At 72.2% G+C, this 20,475-nt stretch carries 23 protein-coding genes; 8 read left to right on the top strand and 15 right to left on the bottom strand.

The window, feature by feature from the left end; all coding sequences use genetic code 11:
- Positions 1–6: 6 nt before the first annotated feature.
- Both VA596_RS42990 and VA596_RS42985 read right to left on the bottom strand, forming a co-directional pair.
- Positions 7–828 (bottom strand): carbon-nitrogen hydrolase family protein, encoded by an 822-nt coding sequence (locus VA596_RS42990; protein WP_323335548.1) that lies wholly within the window; start codon positions 826–828, stop codon positions 7–9.
- Positions 825–1,619, bottom strand: a complete 795-nt coding sequence (locus VA596_RS42985; RefSeq protein WP_323335547.1) for a DUF1295 domain-containing protein — start codon at positions 1,617–1,619, stop codon at positions 825–827. The genes VA596_RS42990 and VA596_RS42985 overlap by 4 nt, the downstream gene beginning before the upstream one ends.
- A 30-nt stretch (positions 1,620–1,649) precedes the next feature.
- On the opposite strand from VA596_RS42985, the gene VA596_RS42980 reads away from it, so the two are divergent.
- Positions 1,650–2,141 (top strand): EXPERA domain-containing protein, encoded by a 492-nt coding sequence (locus VA596_RS42980; protein ID WP_323335545.1) that lies wholly within the window; start codon positions 1,650–1,652, stop codon positions 2,139–2,141.
- A gap of 16 nt (positions 2,142–2,157) precedes the next feature.
- The gene (locus VA596_RS42975; protein WP_323335543.1) at positions 2,158–3,369 is read left to right on the top strand and encodes a threonine synthase; all 1,212 of its coding nucleotides are present in this window, start codon (positions 2,158–2,160) and stop codon (positions 3,367–3,369) included.
- Here VA596_RS42975 and VA596_RS42970 read toward each other — a convergent pair.
- Positions 3,366–3,719: an arsenate reductase family protein gene (locus tag VA596_RS42970; protein ID WP_323335541.1), complete on the bottom strand. Its 354-nt coding sequence runs from the start codon at positions 3,717–3,719 to the stop codon at positions 3,366–3,368. The genes VA596_RS42975 and VA596_RS42970 overlap by 4 nt on opposite strands.
- A gap of 53 nt (positions 3,720–3,772) precedes the next feature.
- On the opposite strand from VA596_RS42970, the gene VA596_RS42965 reads away from it, so the two are divergent.
- Both VA596_RS42965 and VA596_RS42960 read left to right on the top strand, forming a co-directional pair.
- On the top strand, positions 3,773–4,366 hold the full coding sequence (locus tag VA596_RS42965) for a TetR/AcrR family transcriptional regulator (RefSeq protein WP_323335539.1): 594 nt from the start codon (positions 3,773–3,775) through the stop codon (positions 4,364–4,366).
- Positions 4,363–4,980 (top strand): enoyl-CoA hydratase/isomerase family protein, encoded by a 618-nt coding sequence (locus VA596_RS42960; protein ID WP_323335537.1) that lies wholly within the window; start codon positions 4,363–4,365, stop codon positions 4,978–4,980. The genes VA596_RS42965 and VA596_RS42960 overlap by 4 nt, the downstream gene beginning before the upstream one ends.
- A gap of 458 nt (positions 4,981–5,438) precedes the next feature.
- On the opposite strand, the gene VA596_RS42955 is transcribed toward VA596_RS42960, so the two are convergent.
- Together VA596_RS42955 and VA596_RS42950 are read right to left on the bottom strand one after the other, a co-directional pair.
- Complete coding sequence (locus tag VA596_RS42955) at positions 5,439–6,671, bottom strand: RNA polymerase sigma factor (protein WP_323335536.1); 1,233 nt, start codon at positions 6,669–6,671, stop codon at positions 5,439–5,441.
- A gap of 5 nt (positions 6,672–6,676) precedes the next feature.
- Positions 6,677–7,027, bottom strand: coding sequence for a YciI family protein (locus VA596_RS42950; RefSeq protein ID WP_323335534.1), 351 nt, complete (start codon positions 7,025–7,027; stop codon positions 6,677–6,679).
- A 91-nt stretch (positions 7,028–7,118) separates the two neighbouring features.
- On the opposite strand from VA596_RS42950, the gene VA596_RS42945 reads away from it, so the two are divergent.
- From VA596_RS42945 to VA596_RS42935, 3 genes are read left to right on the top strand one after another with little or no spacing between them, the layout of a single operon-like run.
- Positions 7,119–7,589: a hypothetical protein gene (locus tag VA596_RS42945; protein WP_410171972.1), complete on the top strand. Its 471-nt coding sequence runs from the start codon at positions 7,119–7,121 to the stop codon at positions 7,587–7,589.
- Positions 7,583–7,807: a helix-turn-helix transcriptional regulator gene (locus VA596_RS42940; RefSeq protein WP_323335530.1), complete on the top strand. Its 225-nt coding sequence runs from the start codon at positions 7,583–7,585 to the stop codon at positions 7,805–7,807. The genes VA596_RS42945 and VA596_RS42940 overlap by 7 nt, the downstream gene beginning before the upstream one ends.
- Positions 7,804–8,757 carry an NAD(P)-dependent alcohol dehydrogenase gene (locus VA596_RS42935; RefSeq protein ID WP_323335528.1) on the top strand — a complete coding sequence of 318 codons (954 nt, stop codon included), beginning with the start codon at positions 7,804–7,806 and terminating at the stop codon, positions 8,755–8,757. The genes VA596_RS42940 and VA596_RS42935 overlap by 4 nt, the downstream gene beginning before the upstream one ends.
- Here the strand turns inward: VA596_RS42935 and VA596_RS42930 are convergent.
- The 4 genes from VA596_RS42930 to VA596_RS42915 all read right to left on the bottom strand — a co-directional run bounded on the left by VA596_RS42930 (position 8,747) and on the right by VA596_RS42915 (position 12,336).
- The gene (locus VA596_RS42930; RefSeq protein WP_323335526.1) at positions 8,747–9,568 is read right to left on the bottom strand and encodes a M48 family metalloprotease; all 822 of its coding nucleotides are present in this window, start codon (positions 9,566–9,568) and stop codon (positions 8,747–8,749) included. The two genes, VA596_RS42935 and VA596_RS42930, sit on opposite strands and share 11 nt — an antisense overlap.
- 53 nt (positions 9,569–9,621) lie before the next feature.
- A complete protein-coding gene (locus tag VA596_RS42925) occupies positions 9,622–10,440 on the bottom strand; it encodes an NAD(P)H-binding protein (protein WP_323335525.1) in 819 nt (272 codons plus the stop codon).
- A 77-nt stretch (positions 10,441–10,517) separates the two neighbouring features.
- Positions 10,518–10,883 carry a YciI family protein gene (locus VA596_RS42920; RefSeq protein ID WP_323335524.1) on the bottom strand — a complete coding sequence of 122 codons (366 nt, stop codon included), beginning with the start codon at positions 10,881–10,883 and terminating at the stop codon, positions 10,518–10,520.
- Between the two features lie 61 nt (positions 10,884–10,944).
- On the bottom strand, positions 10,945–12,336 hold the full coding sequence (locus VA596_RS42915) for an MFS transporter (RefSeq protein ID WP_323335523.1): 1,392 nt from the start codon (positions 12,334–12,336) through the stop codon (positions 10,945–10,947).
- A 25-nt stretch (positions 12,337–12,361) separates the two neighbouring features.
- On the opposite strand from VA596_RS42915, the gene VA596_RS42910 reads away from it, so the two are divergent.
- The gene (locus tag VA596_RS42910) at positions 12,362–12,793 is read left to right on the top strand and encodes a MerR family transcriptional regulator (protein ID WP_323335521.1); all 432 of its coding nucleotides are present in this window, start codon (positions 12,362–12,364) and stop codon (positions 12,791–12,793) included.
- Here the strand turns inward: VA596_RS42910 and VA596_RS42905 are convergent.
- From VA596_RS42905 to VA596_RS42880, 6 genes are read right to left on the bottom strand one after another with little or no spacing between them, the layout of a single operon-like run.
- On the bottom strand, positions 12,783–13,517 hold the full coding sequence (locus VA596_RS42905) for a BPL-N domain-containing protein (protein ID WP_323335519.1): 735 nt from the start codon (positions 13,515–13,517) through the stop codon (positions 12,783–12,785). The genes VA596_RS42910 and VA596_RS42905 overlap by 11 nt on opposite strands.
- Positions 13,514–14,701: a heparan-alpha-glucosaminide N-acetyltransferase domain-containing protein gene (locus VA596_RS42900; protein WP_323335517.1), complete on the bottom strand. Its 1,188-nt coding sequence runs from the start codon at positions 14,699–14,701 to the stop codon at positions 13,514–13,516. The genes VA596_RS42905 and VA596_RS42900 overlap by 4 nt, the downstream gene beginning before the upstream one ends.
- Positions 14,698–14,835, bottom strand: a complete 138-nt coding sequence (locus VA596_RS42895; RefSeq protein ID WP_323335516.1) for a hypothetical protein — start codon at positions 14,833–14,835, stop codon at positions 14,698–14,700. The genes VA596_RS42900 and VA596_RS42895 overlap by 4 nt, the downstream gene beginning before the upstream one ends.
- Positions 14,832–15,497: a BPL-N domain-containing protein gene (locus VA596_RS42890; RefSeq protein WP_323335515.1), complete on the bottom strand. Its 666-nt coding sequence runs from the start codon at positions 15,495–15,497 to the stop codon at positions 14,832–14,834. Before VA596_RS42890 ends, VA596_RS42895 begins: the two co-directional genes overlap by 4 nt.
- Positions 15,494–16,285, bottom strand: coding sequence for a dimethylarginine dimethylaminohydrolase family protein (locus VA596_RS42885; protein ID WP_323335513.1), 792 nt, complete (start codon positions 16,283–16,285; stop codon positions 15,494–15,496). Before VA596_RS42885 ends, VA596_RS42890 begins: the two co-directional genes overlap by 4 nt.
- Positions 16,282–20,172, bottom strand: coding sequence for a Pls/PosA family non-ribosomal peptide synthetase (locus VA596_RS42880; protein WP_323335511.1), 3,891 nt, complete (start codon positions 20,170–20,172; stop codon positions 16,282–16,284). Before VA596_RS42880 ends, VA596_RS42885 begins: the two co-directional genes overlap by 4 nt.
- Between the last annotated feature and the right edge of the window lie 303 nt (positions 20,173–20,475).

The following is a 20,475-nucleotide window of genomic DNA, read 5'->3' as shown; positions in this document are numbered from 1 at the left end:
ACGGCGTCACCTCAGGAAGGTGACGCCGTCCCGTGGGCGCTCGTCCACCGACAGCGCGAAGACGTCCGGCCGGGCGTAGTGACCCGAGACGTCGAGGCTGTGGCGGGCCCTCACGACTTCCTCGAGGTCGATCTTCGCCGTGATCAAGCCTTCGCCGGTCCTCAATGGACCGGCCAGGACGTCGCCCGCCGGGCCGACGATCACGCTTCCGCCGCGGAACGGGTCGTCACCCGATGCCTCGTACAGGCACGCCGAGATCACGAAACAGCGGCCCTCGTCGGCGATGTGGCGCATCGACGCCTGCCAGACGTCGCGGTCGTCGGCCGTCGGGGCGCACCAGAGTTCCACGCCCTTCGCGTACATCGCCGCGCGCAGCAGCGGCATGTGGTTCTCCCAGCAGATCGCCGCGCCCGCGAGGCCCGCCGCCGTCGGGATCGCCGGGAGGGTCGAGCCGTCGCCGCGACCCCAGACCAGGCGCTCGCGCGCGGTCGGGACCAGCTTGCGGTGCTTGCCCACCAGCCCGAGCGACGGGTCGAGGAACACGACCGTGCTGTACAGCGTCGAGCCGTCCCGCTCGATCACGCCCACCACCAGGCTCGCGCCGGTCCGCACCGACAGCTCGGCCAGCGCCCTGGTCTCCGGGCCGGGCACGGTCACCGACGCGCGGAAGTAGTCCGCGAAGGGCTCCCCGCGCGGATAGCCGCCGATGACGGCTTCCGGCAGCACCACCAGCGCCGCGCCGGACACACGGATCTCGTCCTCCCAGCCGAGCAGCCCGTCGAGCCCCACGGCTCCGGTCTGGAGCGCCGCGACGACCGGCGTCGTCACCCGTGAACCCGCTCGCGCTTCGGCCACCACGGGACCACCGCGGACGTCCGGCGCTGGTAGTCCGCGTACTCCGGATAACGGCCCAGCGTGATGCTCTCGGTGAACTTCGTCGAACCCACGAACAGCAGCGTCAGCAGGATCGCGCCCAGGACCGTCCACGTGAGACCCGCCGCGACCACGCCGAACGCCGCGATCACCCACCACTGGGCCTGCTCGAAGAAGAAGTTCGGGTGCCGCGAGTAGCGGAACAGGCCGTCCTGGCGGAAGCGCGTCGGCGCGCGGCCCGCGTGCTTCTCGCGGTGGAACGTCCACTGCTGCTGGTCGGCGACCGTCTCGCCGACCAGGAACGCGGCGAAGATCACCGCGACGACGACGTCCCCGACGCCGAACGCGCCCTGGTGATCCAGCGCCGTCATCGCGGGCAGCGTGATCAGCAGCAGGATCGCGTTCTGGTACAGCGAGATGAAGAAGAAGTTGAACACCTGGAACTGCCAGGGCGCGAGCTTCTCGCGCAGCACCGCCCACCGGTAGTCCTCGCCGCCGTGGGCGTAACCACCCTTCCGGGCGAAGTTGAACGTCAGCCGGATGCCCCAGGCCGCGACCAGCGCGAACATCACGTCCAGCCGCGCGTCGGCGAACCCGGCGGCGCCGGCGAAGATCCCCAGGTAGGCCACCGGGACGATCGACCAGATCCGGTCGACCCAGGAGTACTCCCTGGTCAGCACCGAAAGCAGCCAAGTGCCGAGCGTCACCCCGGCGAAGACGTACAGGCAGACCCGCAGCGCGTCCATCTCCTCACAATAGGACCTAGGATCGATCACATGAACCTGCCGCTGCGGGACCGGAAGATCGACGTCTTCTTCGCGGTGCTGTTCTCGGCCTTCACGATCACTTCGCTGATCAGCGACCTGCTGCCGACCGTGGGCGTGGACTTCTCGCAGCCCTCGGACAACTTCTTCGTCAACTCCAACTACTGGTACGCCCACGACGCGGACCAGCTGTTCATGCACCCGCCGGACTGGATGCGGATCGTCACCGGGCTCTCGGCGTTCGTCTACATGCCGTTCTACGTCGTGCTCGTGTTCGCGCTGCTCAGTGGCAAGAACTGGATCCAGCTCCCGTCGGTGATCTACGCGACGATGATCGTCACGCTCACCGGGGTCGTCGTGTTCGGGGTCGAGTTCTTCGGCGACCCGGCGATGCGCACCGGCAACCCGGCGAAGTTCCTCGCGTTCAACCTGCCCTACGTCCTGGTGCCGCTCCTGCTGCTGATCCGGATGCGCGCGCCGAAGCCGTTCACCCGCCGCTTCTGACGCTTCCGGAGACGCCGTGCCGTACTCGTTCCTCAGCCACCTCGACTGCTCCCGGACCGGCGAGCGCGCCGACGCCGACGTCGTCCAGGGCCTCTCGCCGGCCGGGGCGCCGCTGCTCGCCCGCTATGACCTCGACGGCGTCCGCGAATCCGTGACGCCGAAGGAGATCGCCGGGCGCGAGCCGACGCTGTGGCGCTACCACGAGGTGCTGCCGGTGCGCTCGGCCGAGCACGTCGTGAGCCTCGGCGAGGGCATGACGCCGTTGCTGCGCCTGCCGCGCTACGGCCGTGAGCTGGGGCTGTCACGCCTTTGGATGAAGGACGAGGGCCTGGTGCCGACCGGCACGTTCAAGGCCCGGGGCGCGGCCGTCGGCGTCTCACGGGCGGCCGAGCTGGGGGTGCGCGGGATCGCGATGCCGACCAACGGCAACGCGGGCGCGGCCTGGGCGCTGTACGCGGCCCGCGCCGGTCTCTCCAGCCTGGTCGCGATGCCGGACGACGCCCCGGCGATCACCATGCGCGAGTGCGTCGCCGCCGGCGCCGAGCTGTACCGGGTGGACGGCCTCATCGGCGACGCGGGGAAGCTGATCGCGTCGGCGGTCCAGCGTCGTTCGGACGTGCAGGACGTCTCGACGCTGAAGGAGCCGTACCGCATCGAGGGCAAGAAGACGATGGGCTACGAGATCGCCGAGCAGTTCGGCTGGCGGCTGCCCGACGTGATCCTGTACCCGACCGGCGGCGGGGTCGGGATCATCGGGATCTACAAGGCGCTGCTGGAGATGCGGGAGCTGGGCTGGGTTTCCGGCCCGCTGCCGCGGCTCGTCGCCGTCCAGGCGACCGGGTGCGCCCCGATCGTCGAAGCGTTTTCACGCGGTGCCCGGGAGAGCGTGCCGTTCCCGGACGCCCGGACCGTCGCCTTCGGCATCACGGTGCCCAAGGCCCTGGGCGACTTCCTCGTGCTGGACGCCGTCTACGCGACCGGCGGCACCGCGATCGCCGTCACCGACGAGGAACTCCTTGCGGCGCAACGGGAACTCACCGAGCGCGAAGGCACGTTCGTCTGCCCCGAAGGCGGAGCGTGCTTCGCCGCGTTGCGGCACCTTCGCGAGTCCGGCTGGCTTCAGGGCGACGAAGACGTCGTCGTGCTCAACACCGGCGCCGGGATCAAGTACCCCGAGACGGTGCCGCTCGACGTGCCGCTGCTGGCGAAGACCGACTCGATCCCTTAAAGGACCGACTGCACCGCTTCGGGGGTGCGGGCGACGACGGTGGTGCCGTCGTCCGCGGTGATGATCGGCCGCTGGATCAGCTTCGGGTGCTCGGCCAGGGCGTCGATCCAGCGCGCGCGGTCGGCCGGAGTGCGGCCCCACGTCTTGAGGCCGAGTTCCTTGGCGATCGCCTCGGTGGTGCGCGTGATGTCCCACGGCTCCAGGCTCAGCCGCTTCAACACGGCCTTCAGTTCCTTCGCCGTCGGCGGGTCGTCGAGGTAGCGGCGGACGGTGTACTCCGCGCCGGCTTCGTCGAGCATCGACACCGCTGACCGGCGCTTCGCGCACGCCGGGTTGACCCAGATCTCCACCGGCGCAGCCTACCGCGATGGTTTTGGAGCACGTGTTCTGTTACCGTCGGAGCATGCCCCGCCCCCGCGTCCACGACCTCGACGCGCTGCTCGACGTCGCCGAGCGGCTCGTCGCGGCGTCGGGCGAGGTCACCGTGCGTGGCCTGGCCGCCGAGGCAGGCGTCCCGAACGGGACGATCTACCACGCTTTCGGGTCACTCAGCGCGTTGCTCGCGCAGGTCTGGCTGCGCGCGGCGACCGCGTTCCTCGACCTGCAGACCGCACGGGTGGACACCGCTTCCTCTCCGGTGGCAGCGGTCGTCGCGGCGGCCGACACACCCGCGGTGTTCGCTTCGGTGCGCCCCGACGGGGCCCGGATGCTGCTGCGGGTCAAGGCGGACCGGCTGTTCGGGCCCGAGCTGCCCGACGAGCTGGCGGACGCCCTGCACGCGCTGGACAAACGCCTGATCGCGCTGCTCGTGCGGCTCGCGCGCCTGGTGTGGGACCGCGGCGACGGCCTGGCCGTCGAGGTGATCACCACCTGCGTCGTCGACCTGCCGACCGCGTTCTTCCGGCGGGACATCACCGATCCCCTGGTACGGGCGAGGCTCGCCGCCGCCGTGCGGGCCGTGCTGACCGTGCCCCCTCGAGAGAAGGACCGACCGTGACCGTGCTGCACCTGGGTGACGACGAAAACCGCTTCTCGCCGGACTGGCTGCAGCGCGTCCATTCCACTTTGGACGAAGTGGGCGACGTGCTGGTGACCACCGGCGGCGGCAAGTTCTATTCGAACGGCTTGGACCTCGACTGGCTTCTTGCGCACGGCGACCAAGCCACGAAGTACGTCGCCGAGGTGCAGGAGCTGTTCGCGCGCGTGCTGACGCTGCCGGTCCCGACGGTCGCGGCGATCAACGGCCACGCGTTCGGCGCGGGCGCGATGCTCGCCATGGCGCACGACTTCCGCGTGATGCGCGCCGACCGGGGCTACTTCTGCTTCCCGGAGGCCGACATCAACATCCCGTTCACGCCGGGGATGGCGGCCCTGATCCAGGGCAAGCTGACGCCGGCCGCGGCGATCGCGTCGATGACGACGGGACGCCGTTTCGGCGGCGCGGACGCGCTCGCCTTGGGCTTGGTGGACGAAACCGCACCTGAATCCGACCTCGTGAAGGTGGCTTCGGAGCGGGTCGCGGCCTTGGCGGGCAAGGACCCGGGCACCCTGGGCGCGATCAAGGCGACGATGTTCGCCCCGGCCGTCACAGCCCTGCGCACCCCGGCTTAGCCCTCCGGCCCCCGGTATCCAGCTTACCGGTGGCCACCGACAGTCCGGCCTGGCTCACCCTGCTTGCAGGTCCGTGAATGTCGCATTGAGGGACTTAGAGTCCCTCAATGCGACATTCACGGCTTTTGGTTCCAGGTGAGGCGGCGGCAGACGTCGGCGAGCTTGCCCCGGCAGCCACCGCCTTCCGCGCACTGGCCCGATGTTCTGACGGTGCCCTTCACGGCCTGCGCACTCGGATGAGGTGGCGGCGCAGGTGAGCACGCTCGTCGCGGCCGTCGCCGCCGGCCCGATGTCCTGAAGGTGCCCCTCATGGCTGTTAAGCCCATAAAGGTGCCCCTCACGGCTTTGCGCACTCGGTGGGGCGGCGGAGGTCACCCCGGCCGCTGCCGACAGAGGTCCGCCTGGTTCCAAAGCCGTGAAGGCCACCTTGAGGGACCCTGAGTCCCTCAAGGTGGCCTTCACGGACTTGTGCACTCGGTGAGGCGGCGGCGTAAGTGGGCGCGCTCGGGTTCCGTACCCGCCAGGGCCAGGGCGTCCCGGTAGGCCGCCGCTGCCTCCGGTAAGCGGCCCAGGCGGCTGAGCAGCTCGCCTCGGGCCGCCGGAAACGGGGCGTAGGACTGCAGGCGAGGGTCGTCGGCCAGAGTGTCGAGGAGAGCCAGGCCCGCCGCCGGGCCGTCGCGCATCGCCACTGCTACCGCGCGGTTCAGCTCGACCACCGGGGACGGGGCCAATACACGCAGGACGTCGTACAGCCCGACGATCTGCGGCCAGTCCGTGCCCGCCACGTCCGGTGCCTCGTCGTGCAGGGCCGCGATCGCCGCCTGGACGCCGTAGAGGCCGGGTGGGCCGCCGGTCAACGCCACCAGGACCAGCGCCGCTCCTTCCGAGATCATCGCGCGGTCCCAGCGGGTGCGGTCCTGGTCGTCGAGCAGCACCAGGTCGCCGTCGCGGCCCGTTCGGGCGTCGTGGCGGGCGTGGACCAGCAGCATCAGCGCCAGCAGGCCCGCGACCTCCCGTTCCGCGGGCAGCAGCCGGCGCAGGATCCGGGCCAGGCGGATCGCCTCCTCGGCCAGGTCCAGGCGCTGCAGGTCCGGGCCCGAGCTGGCCGCGTACCCCTCGGTGAAGATCGAGTAGACGACCTGGAGCACGCCCGGCAGCCGGCCGGGCAGCTCGTCGGCGTCCGGCACGCGGAACGGGATCCGGGCCGTGCGGATCCGGTTCTTCGCCCGCACGATCCGCTTGCCCATCGTCGCGCTGGGCACCAGGAACGCGCGCGCCACCTCCGGCGTCGTCAGGCCGGCGAGGCAGCGCAGGGTCAGCGCCGTGCGGTCCTCCGCGGGCAGCGCCGGGTGGGCGCAGGTGAAGAACAGCTGGAGCCGCTCGTCCGGCAGTTCTCCGTCCGGTGACGGGGCGGGCGCCGCGCGGTCGGCCTCCACCTGCAGCACCGCGAGCCGGGCCGCGTAGGCCTGGTCGCGGCGCAGCCGGTCGACGGCCTTGCGCCGGGCCGTCGTCATCAGCCAGGCGCCCGGCTTCGGCGGCACGCCGTCGACGGGCCAGTGCACCAGCGCCGCCTCGATCGCCTCCGACGTCACCTCTTCGGCCAGGTCGAGGTCGCCGAACCGGCGGACGAGCGCGGCCAGCAGCAGCCCGCGCTCCTCCCGGAACACCGCTTCGACCGCCGATTCCGGCACCGTCGTCAGTCCCCGTAGGACGCGAGCGGCCGGACGACGATGGTCCCGCCGTCTCGGGCGCCGGGGCAGCGCGCCGCCCACTCGAGCGCGACGTCGAAGTCCGGCACGTCGACGACGAAGTAGCCGCCGAGCACCTCCCGCGATTCGGCGAACGGCCCGTCGGTGACGATCCGCTCGCCGCGCTCGTCGACGCGGACCGCGGCGGCAGTGGTGAAGTCGGCGAGCGAGTTCCCGTGGACGTGGACCCCCGCGTCCTTCATGGACTTGTCGAACAGCATCCAGTCCTCGGGGGTGCTGCAGCCGGTGGGCGCGCCTTCGGCGTCGAGCGAGGCGTTGATCAGCATCAGGTACTTCATGGTGGTCCTCCGTCAGGTCGTGCCCGGTTGCCGTACGACACCACTACGAACGGCGCGCGGCACCTTGGACACCCTCGCCGGAGATTTTCGCATGTCAAGAATCTTTGACTTGATGTTCGGTTTGTTTTACTTTGAGGAGGTGACGCACGAAGAGAAGCGCGCCTGGATCCTCGGGATCACCGCGATAGCGAGCTACGCGGTCTACCTCGCGGTGATCCTCGGCCGGGCCGGCGGACGCCCGCTGGCCGAAGTCCCCTACGCCGCCGTCCTGCTGTGGGCGGTCGGCGCGTCGATCGTCGTGTCGATCGTGGCGAGCATCCTCGCCGCGGTGATCTCGAAGGACGGCGGGAAGGACCAGCGCGACCGCGAGATCGCCCGGTTCGGCGAGTACGTCGGCCAGGCGTTCGTCGTCGTCGGCGCCGTCGCGGCGCTGCTGCTGGCCATGGCCGAAGCGCCGCACTTCTGGATCGCCAACGCCGTCTACCTCTGCTTCACGCTCTCGGCGATCCTCGGTTCGGCCGCCCGGATCGTCGCCTATCGCCGGGGTTTCCAGCCGTGGTGAAACCGACCCGCGTCACGAACTCGCTGCGCGCCCTCCGCTTCGCGCACGCCCAGATGACCCAGGCCGACCTCGCCGCCCGGCTCGGCGTCACCCGCCAGACCGTCATCGCGATCGAGCAGGGCCGCTACTCACCTTCGCTCGAGGTGGCGTTCCAGATCGCGCACGTCTTCGGCGTCCCGCTCGAAGAAGTGTTCCAGTACCCGGAGGAGTCCCCGTGAAAGCCATCGTCCAAGACCGCTACGGCAGCCCCGACGTCCTCGAGTTCCGGGACGTCGCGAGACCGGTGCCCGGAGCCGGCGACGTCCTCGTGCGGGTGCACGCGGCCGGTGTCGACCCGGGCGTCTGGCACCTGACCACCGGGCAGCCGTACCTGTTGCGGCTACTGGGTTTCGGGCTGCGCGCACCGAAGGTTCCGGTGCGGGGCCTCGACTTCGCGGGCACGGTCGAGGAGGTCGGCGACGGCGTCACGCGCTACCGTCCGGGTGACGAGGTGTTCGGCACCTGCGACGGCGCGTTCGCCGAGTACGCCGTCGCCCGGGAGAACCTCGTCGCGACCAAGCCGGCTCGCCTGTCGTTCGAGCATGCGGCGGCCGTCGCGGTCTCGGGCTGCACCGCGCTCCAGGCCCTGCACGACGTCCGGCCGGAGCAGCACGTCCTCGTGATCGGCGCGGCCGGCGGCGTCGGCTCGTTCGCCGTCCAGCTGGCCAAGCACGCCGGCGCGGAGGTGACGGCCGTCTGCAGCACGGCGAAGACGGACCTGGTCCGCACGCTCGGCGCGGACCACGTCGTCGACTACACCCGCGGGGACTTCACGACCGGGCAGTACGACCTGATCGTCGACACCGCCGGGCTGCGCTCGCTCAAGCACCTGCGCCGCGCGCTGACACCGAAGGGCACGCTGGTGATCGTCGGAGGTGAAGGCGGCCGCTGGCTGGGCGGCATCCAGCGCGTGGTCCGGGCCGCGCTGCTGAACCCGTTCGTGCAGCACCGCTTGAAGGGCCTCATCTCCGCCGTCCGCGGCGCGGACCTGGAAACACTCCGCGAGACGATCGAAGCCGGCCACCTGACGCCGGTGCTCGACCGGACCTACCCGCTCGCCGACGTCGCCGCCGCGATCAGCCACGTCCGCGAGGGGCACGCGGCGGGCAAGGTCGTGCTCACGGTCTGACGCCGTGCTCCTTCAGCCGCTTGATCCGGTCGATGTGGGCCGGGTGCCCGGCCAGCAGCCGGGCCCACAGCCGCCGCTCGTCCCCGCGGTGCAGCGTGATCCACTCCTTCAGCAGCGCGACCAGCTCCGGGCCGTAGCCCAGCCGCGCCGCCATCAGGTCGGCCCGGTACTCGCCGAGCCGTTTCGACCAGGCGAGCACCGGGCCGAGCAGCGGCGCCAGCAGCAGCCACGGGTCGAGGAACGCGAGCGCGGTGAGGATCCCCAGGCTCAGCAGCACGGTGACGAGCACGGCCACCGCCCGCCCGAAGGCCGCGAACGCGCGGCCGACGTACGGCACGACCAGGGCGAGCAGCCGGACGAGCCGGGTCAGGATCCGGGCCGGGAGCTCCAGCCACCAGACGAGCAGCGAGATCCGCGTGTGCCCGGCGAGGTGGTGGCCGAGCTCGTGCGCCAGGATTGCCTCCAGGCTCGGCGGCGGCAGGTCGAGCGCGGCCCGCGTCACCGCGACGGTCCGGCCGCCGGCGGCGAAGGCGTTCAGCTCGCGGGACCGCTCGACCCACAGCCGGTACCGGCCGCCGTCGACGCCCGCGGCCGCGCAGACCGCCTGCCAGGACGGGGTCAGCCGGGCCAGCTCACGCGCGGTCGGCGAGCGCATCCCGAACACCAGCGGCAGCAGGAAGTGCTCGAACGCGGGCACGAACGTGATCGCCCCGGCCACCACCCACCCGGCGGGCGGGACCCAGAAGTACGGCGGCCAGGCGAGCTTCCCGATCAGCGCCAGCACGAGCAGGCTGCTAGCGACGACGGGCACGGAAAGCACGAGGCCCAGGACGGCGGACAGGTCCGGTCGTGCGCGGCCCGGGCTCACCGGAACGCGTCGGCGTGCGCCGCGGCCCAGTCGGCGAACGTCCGCGCCGGGCGGCCCGTCACCTCCGGGACCGCCGGGTGGACCGTCGCTTCGTCGAGCGTGCCCTCGACGTAGAAGTTCCAGAACGCCTCGACGTACTCGCGCGGCATGCTCGCCTCGAGCTCGGCGCGCGTCTCGTCGTTGGTCAGGCCCACACAGCGCAGGTCCCGGCCGAGCACCCCGGCCAGCACCGCGACCTGGTCGGCGGGCCGCAGCGCGACCGGCCCGGTCAGGTCGAGGATCTCGCCGTCGTGGCCGCCCGCGAGAGCCTTCGCGGCAACCGCAGCGATGTCGAACGGGTCGACGCACGCGACCGGGACGTCCGGGAACTGCGCACGGATCGTGTCACCCTCGCGCAGCTGCGGCAGCCAGCGCAGGGCGTTGGACGCGAAGGCGCGCGGCCGCAGGAACGTCCAGGCCAGGCCCGAAGCCCGCACCGCGCGCTCGGACCGCGTCATGTAGGCCGAGACGGCGTTGCCGAGGTCCTCCAGCTCGGCCGACCCGCCGGACAGCAGCACGATCCGGCGCACGCCGGCGTCGCGGGCCCGGTCGAGGATCTCGTCCGGGTAGCCCGAAAGCAGGAAGATCCCTTCGACGCCCTTCAGCGCGTCACCCAGGCTGCCCGGGTCGTTCAGATCGCCCACGACGGCTTCGGCGCCGTCCGGGAGCGTGGTTTCCGGCCGCCGCACCAGCGCTCGGACCGGCGCACCTGCCCCCGCGAGGGCCGAAACCAGTTCGGCGCCGACGTTTCCGGTCGCGCCGGTGACCAAGAACATGCGCCCTCCCCAGGTGTCCCGGGGGAGAGTACTGCCGTCCGGCGGCGGGCGGAACTCGTCCGCCGCCGGACGTGGCGTCAGCCCGGGATTTCGTCGAACTCGACGACCTGGCGCACCTCGACCTCGATCTCGGCGTCGAACAGCTCGGCGTAGGACTTCGCGAACGCGACGGCGTCCGCCAGGTCCTCGGCGTTGATCAGCGCGAACCCGCCGATGACCTCCTTGGCCTCGGCGAAGGGGCCGTCGGTGACGCGGACCGCCGCGCCGCGCGGCTTGCGGACGAGCGCGCCCTTCTCCGACGGGTGGACGCCCTCCGCCGTGATCAGGCGGCCGTTCTCCGCCGACTCCTGGATGAACCCGCCCATCTTCTCGATGAACTCCGGGCTGGGGTTCCAGGCCTCGGGGACGGTCTCGTCGAGGCGGTGCATCATGAGGAAACGCATGGCTGACTCCCTGGTGTTCTCGGCCGTGGTCCGGTTCGTTCCCGGACTCGGTGAGCGGCCTTCACCCCCGCGTCGATCGGCCGCTCGCGGCGTTCGACATTTTTCCGGGGAGAATTTTCCCGGAGATTATCCCGGCGCCCGTTCCCGTGCTGACCAGGGCCAACACGACGAGACCGGCGCCGAGCCCGGCCACCACCCAGCCCACGCCGGGCACCGCGCCGGCGATCGCGACGCCCAGGGTGGTGCCGGTCTGGCGCCCGGTCGAGGCCAGTGAGGCCGCCACCCCCGCCATCGACGCCGGCATCCCGGCCATCGCGGTGTTCGTGATCGGCGGGTTGACCGTGCCGAGGAACAGGCCGAACAGCAGGGAGACCGCGAGCACGACGGCCAGTGGCGTGGCCGGCCCCAGCCACACCGACGCGGCGCCGCCCAGCGCGAGCGCGATCCCGGCCACGACCAGCGGCCGCCGCGGTCCGCGGGTGCCGACGACCCGTCCGGTGACCGGCGACAGCACGAGGACCAGCGCCCCGACCGGGAGCAGGCACAGCCCGGCGTCCAGCGCCGACAGCCCGCGGACGTCCTGGAGGTACTGCGTCGTCACGAAGAGGAACGCGCCGAAGCCGCAGAGGGCGAAGACCGCCATCACGATCGCCGCGCTGAACGGCACGCTGCGGAACAGCCGCAGCTCCAGCAGCGGGTCGGTGCGTCGCGGCTCGTAGGCGAGGATTCCCGCAACGCCGAGCGCGGCCACGGCGAGCAGGCCGAGGACCACCGGTGACGACCAGCCGAGGTCCCGCGACGCGATGAGCGCGGAGACGACGCAGCCGAGCACGAGCACCACGAGGACCTGGCCGACGGGGTCGAACCGGCGAGCACGCGGCGCGCGGGACTCGGGCACGGCCAGCGTGGTGGCCACGATCGCGGCGGCGGCGATCGGGACGTTGACCCAGAAGACCGCACGCCAGCCGAAGGCGTCGACGAGCACCCCGCCGAGGATCGGCCCGAGCACCAGCGCGAGCCCGGACATCGCGCCGAACACGCCGATGGCGCGGGCCCGCTCGGCCGGCGCGGGGTAGGTGGTGGCGACGACGGCCATCGCGACCGGGTTGAGCATGGTGCCGCCGACGGCCTGCAGCGCCCGCGCCGCGATCAGCCACCCGATGCCCGGCGCCAGCCCGCACAGCAGCGACCCGGCCCCGAAGACGGCGAGCCCGACGGTGAAGACCCGCTTGCGGCCGAAGCGGTCGGCCGTCGACCCGGCGAGCACGAGGAACCCGGCCAGCACCAGCGTGTAGGCGTCGATGGTCCACTGCTGCCCGGCGAGGGAAGCGTGCAGGTCGCGGCGGATCGACGGGAGGGCGACGTTGACGATGGAGATGTCCATCACCACGAGGACGATGCTGACGCAGCAGATCGCCAGCACCAGCCCCCGGTTGACTCTCGGAGCGTTCATGGTTTCCGACGGTAGGATTTAGAGCGTGCTCGAAGTCAACGCTGCGCCCATCCCGGCGGCCGGGCTGACGATCGCCGACGCCGCCCGCCGCACCGGCGTCAGCGCCCACACCCTGCGCTACTACGAACGAGCCGGCCTGGTGGTCACCCGCGTCGACCGCACCTCCGGCGGCCGTCGCCGCTACCGGAAGCTGGACCTGGACTGGATCACGGTCTGCACCCGCCTGCGCGCGACGGGCATGCCGATCAGGACGATCCGCGAGTACGCGGAGCTGGTGGCGGCCGGGCGCGGCAACGAGAAGGACCGGCTGGAGCTGATGGAGGCCCATCGCGCCGAGGTCCTGGCGAAGCTGGCCGAGCTGCAGGAGAACCTGCAGCTGATCGACCACAAGATCGGCGTCTACCGGGGGCGGCTGGAGGCCGGGGACGCGGACCGGCTCTGGGCGCCTAGGGGCTGAGCGTCCGGTCCACGAGCTGGAGCCCGAGGTCCGGCGTCACGCCGTCCGGGTTCGTCAGGCGCAGGTCGCGGTACCACGACTCCGGCGCCTCCGGGTGCGGGCCGACCACGCCGACGCGGCCTTTTCCGTACGGCGTGACCAAAGCCGCGATCTTGTCGTTCGTGTAGCGCGCCAGCACGGTCACGGAAGCGCCGGGTTGCAGGACGAAGTCCGGGCCGTCCTGGAAGTACATCCGGCGGCGCTGCCCCTGCCAGTCGACCGGGATCACCGTGTCCCGGGTCGAGCGCACCTCCGCGCCCGAGGTGGCGATGTACTGCTCGGTGTCGCCCGGCAGCAGGCTGAACCCCGGGGTCGCGCCCGCCAGGTAGCCGCCCAGGCAGAACCCGAGGTAACGCCCGCCGCCGCGGACGTAGCTCGTGATCACGTCCGCGTAGCGGCGCATCGCGCGCCAGCCGTCGTCGAGGCTGCCGCCGCCCGGCTGGGCGTACACCGCCGCCTTCGCCAGGGACTCCGCCGTGAGCGGGAGGTTCTCCTCCGGCCCGCAGAACTCGACGCGCAGGCGCGTGCGCAGCAGGTCCGCGACGGCGTCCGAGCAGGCCCCGGTCGACGCCTTCCCGCGGTAGACCAGCGCCAGCGGCCGGGTGTCCGGTGCGGGGCCGCCGCACGCGGCCAGCAGCCCGGCCGCCACGGCGCCCGTCAGGACCAGCCGGCGCGAGACCGTCACGTCGCGACCTGCAGCCGCGGTTCGGGCGCCACCCACCGTTTCGCCCGCGTGGCCAACGCCGTGACCAGAGCCTCCAGCGGTCCCTTGCCGGCCGTCGCACGCCAGGCCAGGCCCACCACCAGGACCCCGACGACCTGCAGCGCGTAGCCGACGCCGGAGGTGTAGACGTCGTAGTCGGAGTTCAGGAACATGATGTGTGCCGTGTAGAAGGTGAGCGTCATGCTCCCGGCCGCCGCGAGCGGCGCGAAGACGACCTTCGCCACCCGCAGGCGGCCGAGCAGGAGCAGCAGGCCGAGCAGGGCCATCGCCGCGCCGGTGGTGCCGACCAGGTCGGGCGCGGTGCCGGTGTGCGGGCCGTCGACCGCGAGCCACCACGCGGTCGACGTCGGTGTCGTGCCGTCGCCGCCGAGGTTGAGCAGCTCGGTGGTCTCCGGTGCGGTCAGGACGCTGCCCGGCTGCGCGGCCCAGATCGCCGCCAGGCCGCCGAAGCGGTTCAGCAGCACCCACGACACGGCCGCGGCGCCGACGGCCATCGTGACCCCGGTGACCAGCAGCGCGACCGCCACTTTCACGCGGCTGAGCGTCAGCCGCCCGATCACGATCCCCGCGCACAGATAGGCCGTCCACGAGAGCGCCGGGTACTCCCCCGTCAGCGACAGCTCGGTCAGCAAGCGCACGGGATGTTCTGCGGCGTAAGCGAAACCGTTGTTCAGCAGGGTCGGCTCGGGCAGGCGTGGCTGCAGCAGGTGGGTCAGCGGCGGGACCCCGGCCACCACCGCCACGCCCACCCCGGCGACCGCCCAGCTCGGCAGCAGCACCAGCGGGATCGCGAACAGGAACAGGATCGCGTAGTACGGCAGGATCACGACGGCGAGTTCGGCGTCGGTGTACCCGAGCGCGAGGCCGATGACGCCGATCGCGAGCCCGCGCACGGCCAGCATCGCCGCGGTGGGCCCGAAATCCTCGCGCCGCACGCGACGACGTCCGGTCATGAAGGCGATCCCGAGCCCGGCCAGCACGGCGAACGTCGCCGCCGCACGACCACCGAAGATCGCGAACGACGTGGACGGGTGGCCCGGCGAGCTTTCCTCGACCAGCGAGTGCACAGCCATCATCCCGAGCAACGCGATCCCGCGCGTCGCGTCGACGGCGGTCAGCCGGACCTTGGGCGTGGCCGCGGTCATCGAGCCATCACCGAGCGGCCACCGAAGATCGCGAACGCCGTCGACGGGTGCCCCGGCGAACTCTCCTCAACCAGCGAGTGCACAGCCATCATCCCGAGCAACGCGATCCCGCGAGTCGCGTCGACCGCGGTCATCGGGCCATCACCGAGTCCACCAGGTCGAGCCCGAGGTCGTGGCCGTAGCGCAGCAGCGGCGGCCGGAGACCGCCGTCGGCGTACCAGTCCCGGGTGGCCTCCGGGTGCGGCCCGACCACGCCGACCCGCCCGGCGCCGAACGGCGCGACGAGCGCAGCGACCGTGCCGTTCGGGTAGGTGGCCAGGACGTCGGCGGCGTCCGGCCGCTCGAGCACGAACACCGGGCCGTCCTGGAAGTAGAGCTTCCGGGCGCGGCCGCGCCAGCGGACCTTCACGACGGCGTCCTCGTCGTCGTCGACGGTCGCTCCCTCGGTGTCGATGTAGCGGTCGGTGTCGCCGGGCAGCAGGCCGAACCCCGGCGTCGCACCGGCGAGGTACCCGCCCAGGCAGAACCCGAGGTACCGCCCGCCGCCCTCGACGAAGCCGCGGATGTCGTCGCGGTGGCGCCGCAGCTTCCGGTACGCGCTCCCGAGCGTGCCGCCGCCGGGCTGGGCGTACAGCGCCGCCCCGGCCAGCGCGGCCTCGCCGACCTTGAACTTCTCGTCGGGGCCGGCGAACCGGACGTCGAAACCGTGCTTGCTGGTGCGCAGCAGGTCGGCGACGGCCTCGGGGCAGCCGGGCAGGGACGCCGGACCGCGGTAGACGAGGGCGAGCGGCCTCACGGGTTGCCCAGCGTCAGGGCCGTGCAGCGCACGCCACCCCCGCCCTTGCGCAGCTGGGCCGTCTCCAGTTCGACGACGGTCAGCCCGCGCTCCCGCAGGGCACCGGCCAGCGCCGGGACGCCGCTGGTCATGGTGACCGTGGTGCCGTCGCTCACGAGGTTCAGCGCAAACGCTTCCGCCTCGGCTTCGCTGACCTCGATCAGCGTCCCGCCCAGCTCCCGCAGCCGGGCCTGGCTCGGCTCGTCGAGCGCGGCCGGGCAGTACGCGAGCACGCCCGGCGCGACGACGGCGACCGCGAGGTCCAGGTCGTACCAGCGCGGGCCGGTCGTGCGCAGCGGCACGATCTCGTAGCCGAGGACGTCGGCGACGACGTCGTGCGCGCGGCGGTCGGTGCGCTGCCCGTACCCGGCCAGCAGCAGGTCGCCGTACGCCAGCGCGTCACCCTGCCCGCTGAACGCGTACGGGCTCTCCGTGACCTCGAAACCGTTGGTGCGGAACCATTCCCGGTGGTACGGCGTCTCGGCGCGACGTTCCGGTGGCAGGTTCGCCAGCACGGCGCGGCGCCCGCGGACGACGGCGGCGTTGGCCGTGTAGACCATGTCCGGGCACTCCGGCGCGGCGTCGAGGAACTCGACCTTGCGCCCGGCGGCCAGGTGCGCCGCCACGAGCGCGTCGTGCTCGGCGACGGCCGCCGCGGGGTCGGGCTGAACGGCCGTGTCCATGTACGGGTTGATTTCGTAGTCGACGCGGAAGTGCCGGGCGTCCGACATCAGGAGCGTGGTGTTCACGCCGTAAGTCCTTTCGCCGTCAGGAGCTGGGCGGGGATGCCGCGCCAGGAGGTGCGCGAGCCGAGGTGCTCACCTTTCATGAGCAGTGACAGCGACCCCAGAGACACGCCGTCGCCGACGACCGCGTCGTAGAGGACGATCGCGCGGGTGCCGACGGTCGCGCCGTCGCCGACCGTGACGACCGACATCTTCATCACGCGGTCCTCGAACAGGTGCGTCTGCAGGGAGACCTCGGTCCCGATCGTGGCGTCGTCGCCGACGCGCACCAGGTCGAACTCGGTCAGGTAGGTGGTGCCGAGCCACGTCCGCCGGCCGATCCGGGCGCCGAACCAGCGCAGCAGCGGCGGCAGCATCGGCGTGCCGACCAGCATGCCCAGCCCGGCCGGGACGGCGGCCGACTCGTAGAGCCCGGTGACGAACTCGCTGCGCCGCACGAACGGGCTCCACAGCGGCTCGACGCGCGGGGTGTACTGGCCGACGACGTTGCGTTTCGTCGCCGCGCAGAACCCGATCACGCCGAGCCCTGACGCCATCGCGACCAGCGGGGAGACCAGCGCCGGCACCGGCAGGTCGCGGCCGAACGCGAGCCCGGACAGCGTCAGCAGGAACAGGTAGAAGCTCAGGGCCAGCAGGGACGCGGGCAGCGTGGCGCGCGCGAACTCGATGGCGAGCCGCTGCCGGACCACCCGGCGCGGCGGCCGGAACGTCTGCTCCTCCGGGAAGTCACCGCTGTCCTGCCGCCGCGGCAGGTGCATCGCGGGCGAGCCGAGCCACGACGAGTCGCCCGGCACGTGCTGGCCCGGCGGCACCGTGCCGACGCCGACCAGCGACCCCTCCCCCAGTTCCGTGCCGGCCGGGACGACCGAGGCGTTGCCGACGAACGCGCGCCGTCCGACGTCGGTGGTGAGGAACGCGACGCGGCCGCGGGCGAACGTCGCCGCGCCGACGGTCGCCATGTCCGCGACGAAGCTTTCGCTGCCCAGGGTGAGCAGGTCCGGGTCCAGGTGCCCGGCCGTGGACACCTCGGCGCCGCGGCCGACCCGCGCGCCCAGCAGCCGCAGCCACGGGACGGTGTAGAGCGTGGCGTACAGCGAGTTCGTGAAGGTCAGGCTGAACTCGAGGAGCTTGTCCGCGACCCACTTGCGCACCCCGAGGCCGGACCGGACGGGGTGGACCCCGACCGGGGTCGACGGCAGCACGAGGCGCCGTCCGAGCGCGACGACCGCGCAGACCGTCAGCACGAAGACCGGCCCGGCCAGCAGCGTGGCCACCACGCCGGCGAGCACGCCCCAGCCGAGCAGCGCCCACCACACCAGCGCCACGCTCGGCAGGATCAGGCAGATCGCGCCGACCTCGAGCGCGCCGAGGCCCAGCAGCGTCAGCAGCATCTGGTGGAACCGCCAGCCGCGCGCCACCGGCGCTTCGCCCAGCATGTCCTCGACGGCGGGCGAAAGCGCGTCGACGCGCTCTGGCGGAGATCCCGACCAGCGCTGGCCGTCCGGCACGGCCTCGCCGCGGCCGAGCATCGACTGCTCGGCCAGCGCGGCGTCCGCCCCGACCGAGGAACCGGGCTCCAGCACGGCGTTCGCCCCGACGAACGCGCGGGCGCCGACGGTGATCTCGCCGACGGTCACCCAGCCGTCCTCGACCCGCCACGGCCGCAGCACCGCGCCGTAGCCGATCGCGGCGTCGTCCCCGATGCGCACCAGGGACGGCAGGGACACCGAGCTGGTGGCGATCACCGCGCGCTTGCCGACGCGGGCGCCGAGCAGCCGCAGGTACAGCGGCATCAGCCCGGACCCGCTCACCACCGGCAGCGGGCCGACGCTCAGCAGCAGGTCCAGCGTCCACAGCCGCAGGTACGTCGGGCCCCACAGGCGGTAGCGGCCGGGGCGGATGCCCGCCGAGAGCGGCCGGACGATCACCAGCGGCACCAGCCAGCGGACGCCGAGGTAGCTGACCAGGATCGCGACCAGCAGCTGCGCGAGGACCGGGACCGAGACGTCACCGTTGTTCCAGGTGTAGACGTAGGCGACCGGCAGGGTGATCACCAGCAGCAGCAGGTAGATCACGGCGGTCTGCACGGAACCGGCCGCCGCGATCCGGCGCGCGCGGTGGCGCAGCGGCTCGTAGCGCGGCTCGCCGGACGCGGCCGTCGCGGGTTTTCCCAGGTGTGCGGCGAGATCCCGGACCTGCGGGTGGGCGTACAGGTCGCGGACGGCGATCCCGGCGCCGGCGTCGTGCTCACGCAGCCGGGAGACGACGGTCGCGGCGAGCAGCGAGTGGCCGCCCAGGTCCGTGAAGAAGTCCGCGGTCACCGAAAGGTCGTCCGGCGCCATGGCGAACGCTTCCGCCCACACCCGGGCGAGCAGCTCCTGGGTGGCGCCCTCCGGCGCGACGACCGGGCCGTCCAGCGTCCGCTTCCGCCCTTCCGGCACGGGCAGCTCACGCCGGTCGACCTTGCCGCTCGGCATCATCGGCAGCACCGGGAGCGTCACGAAGAACCCCGGCACCATGTAGGCGGGCACCTGCTCGCGCAGGGTTTCCCGCAGCCGCCGGAACAGCTCCGTCTCGTCTTCGTCCGAAGTGGACACCACGTAGCCGACCAGCTCGGGCGCGCCGGGAGTCACCTCGACCATCGCCGCGGCGGCCGCGGACACGTGCGCGTCGGCCAGCAGGACGCTCTCGATCTCGCCGAGGTCGACGCGGTGGCCGCGGATCTTGACCTCGGCGTCAGCGCGGCCCAGGTACTCGATTTCCCCGCTGTCCCAGCGCTTTCCGAGGTCACCGGTGCGGTAGACGCGCTCGCCGCGGTAGTCGAAGAACTTGTCCGCCGTCAGCTCCGGGCGGCCGACGTACCCCTTCGCGACGCCGGGGCCGCCGATGCAGATCTCGCCGACCTCGCCGTCCGGGACCGGGCGACGGTCGTCGTCGAGCAGGACGACGGTGTAGGTCGGCACCGGCACGCCGATGGTGACCGGCCGGCCCGGGAGCAGCTCGCACCAGGTGGCGGTGACGGTGGCCTCGGTGGGGCCGTAGGTGTTGAGGATGCGGCGCCCGGGTCTCGCCCAGCGGTCGACCAGCTGCCGCGGGCAGGCTTCCCCGCCGACGAGCAGGTTGCGCAGCAACGGAAGCTCGTGCGGGATGGTCGCCAGCAACGTCGGCACGCAGTAGAGGACGGTGATCCGCCGCTCGGTGAGGAACTCGGCCAGCTCGGCGCCGAGCCGCCGGGAGTCCTCGGGCCCGGCCACGAGCGTCGCCCCGACCGCCCAGGTCGGCCAGATCTCCTCGATCGAGAAGTCGAACGAGATCGTCATGCCCTGGTAGACCCGGTCGTCCGGGCGCACGTCGTAGAGCTCCGGCACGACGTCGAGGAAGTTGCGGATGCTGCGCTGCGCGACCTCGACGCCCTTCGGCCGGCCGCTCGAGCCGGAGGTGTAGATGATGTACGCGCTCGGGTCGGGGTCGAGCAGGTCGTCCTCGCGCAGGTCCGGGCGGTCGTCGCGGCCGCCGGCGGGCACGTCGGCGAGGTCGAGCACCGGGCAGGCGGCGTCCCCGGTGCGCCCGGCGAGCGAGGCCGTCGTCAGGAGCAGGTCGGCCCGCGAGTCCTCGGTGATGTAGGCGATCCGGTCCGCGGGCGAGGCCGGGTCGATCGGCACGAAGACCCCGCCGGCCTTGCCGATGCCGAGCAGGCAGGCGTAGGTGTGCGCGCTGCGTTCCACGAGGATCGCGACGCGGGCCCCGCGCCGGACGCCGGAAGCGCGCAGGTGGTGCGCGAGCCGATTGGCCCGGCGGTCCAATTCCGCGTAACTCAGCGACTCGTCGCCGACTTCGACGGCGACGGCGTCCGGAACGCGATCCGCGGTGTGTTCGAAAACGTGGTGCATCCGCCGGATCGGCGCGCTCACCCGCGCGGGGGATCGCCTCACGACCGCCGGATCGGACGACAAGTCCGTGAACACCACCGAACACCCTCCACAAGCCACACGTCCCGCCTTCACCCGAACGGCGAAGGTCAGCGGAGACAGACTGCGACATACGGTGCAGTCCATTCACCCGTTGGTATGGCATCCATGTTTCACGGAGGGAACGATGTTGGCAACTCACCCACGGTGACATACCGCACAGAAATCGGACCAATCCGCGGCGGAAGGTATTGTTTCGCGCCCGCGTGCACTATTCGTCCCCGG

Source organism: Amycolatopsis heterodermiae, from assembly GCF_034929455.1.
Taxonomy (GTDB): Bacteria; Actinomycetota; Actinomycetes; order Mycobacteriales; family Pseudonocardiaceae; genus Amycolatopsis; species Amycolatopsis heterodermiae.
The sequence above is the reverse complement of the archived record's forward strand: the minus strand, read 5'-3'. Positions and strand labels throughout refer to the sequence as shown.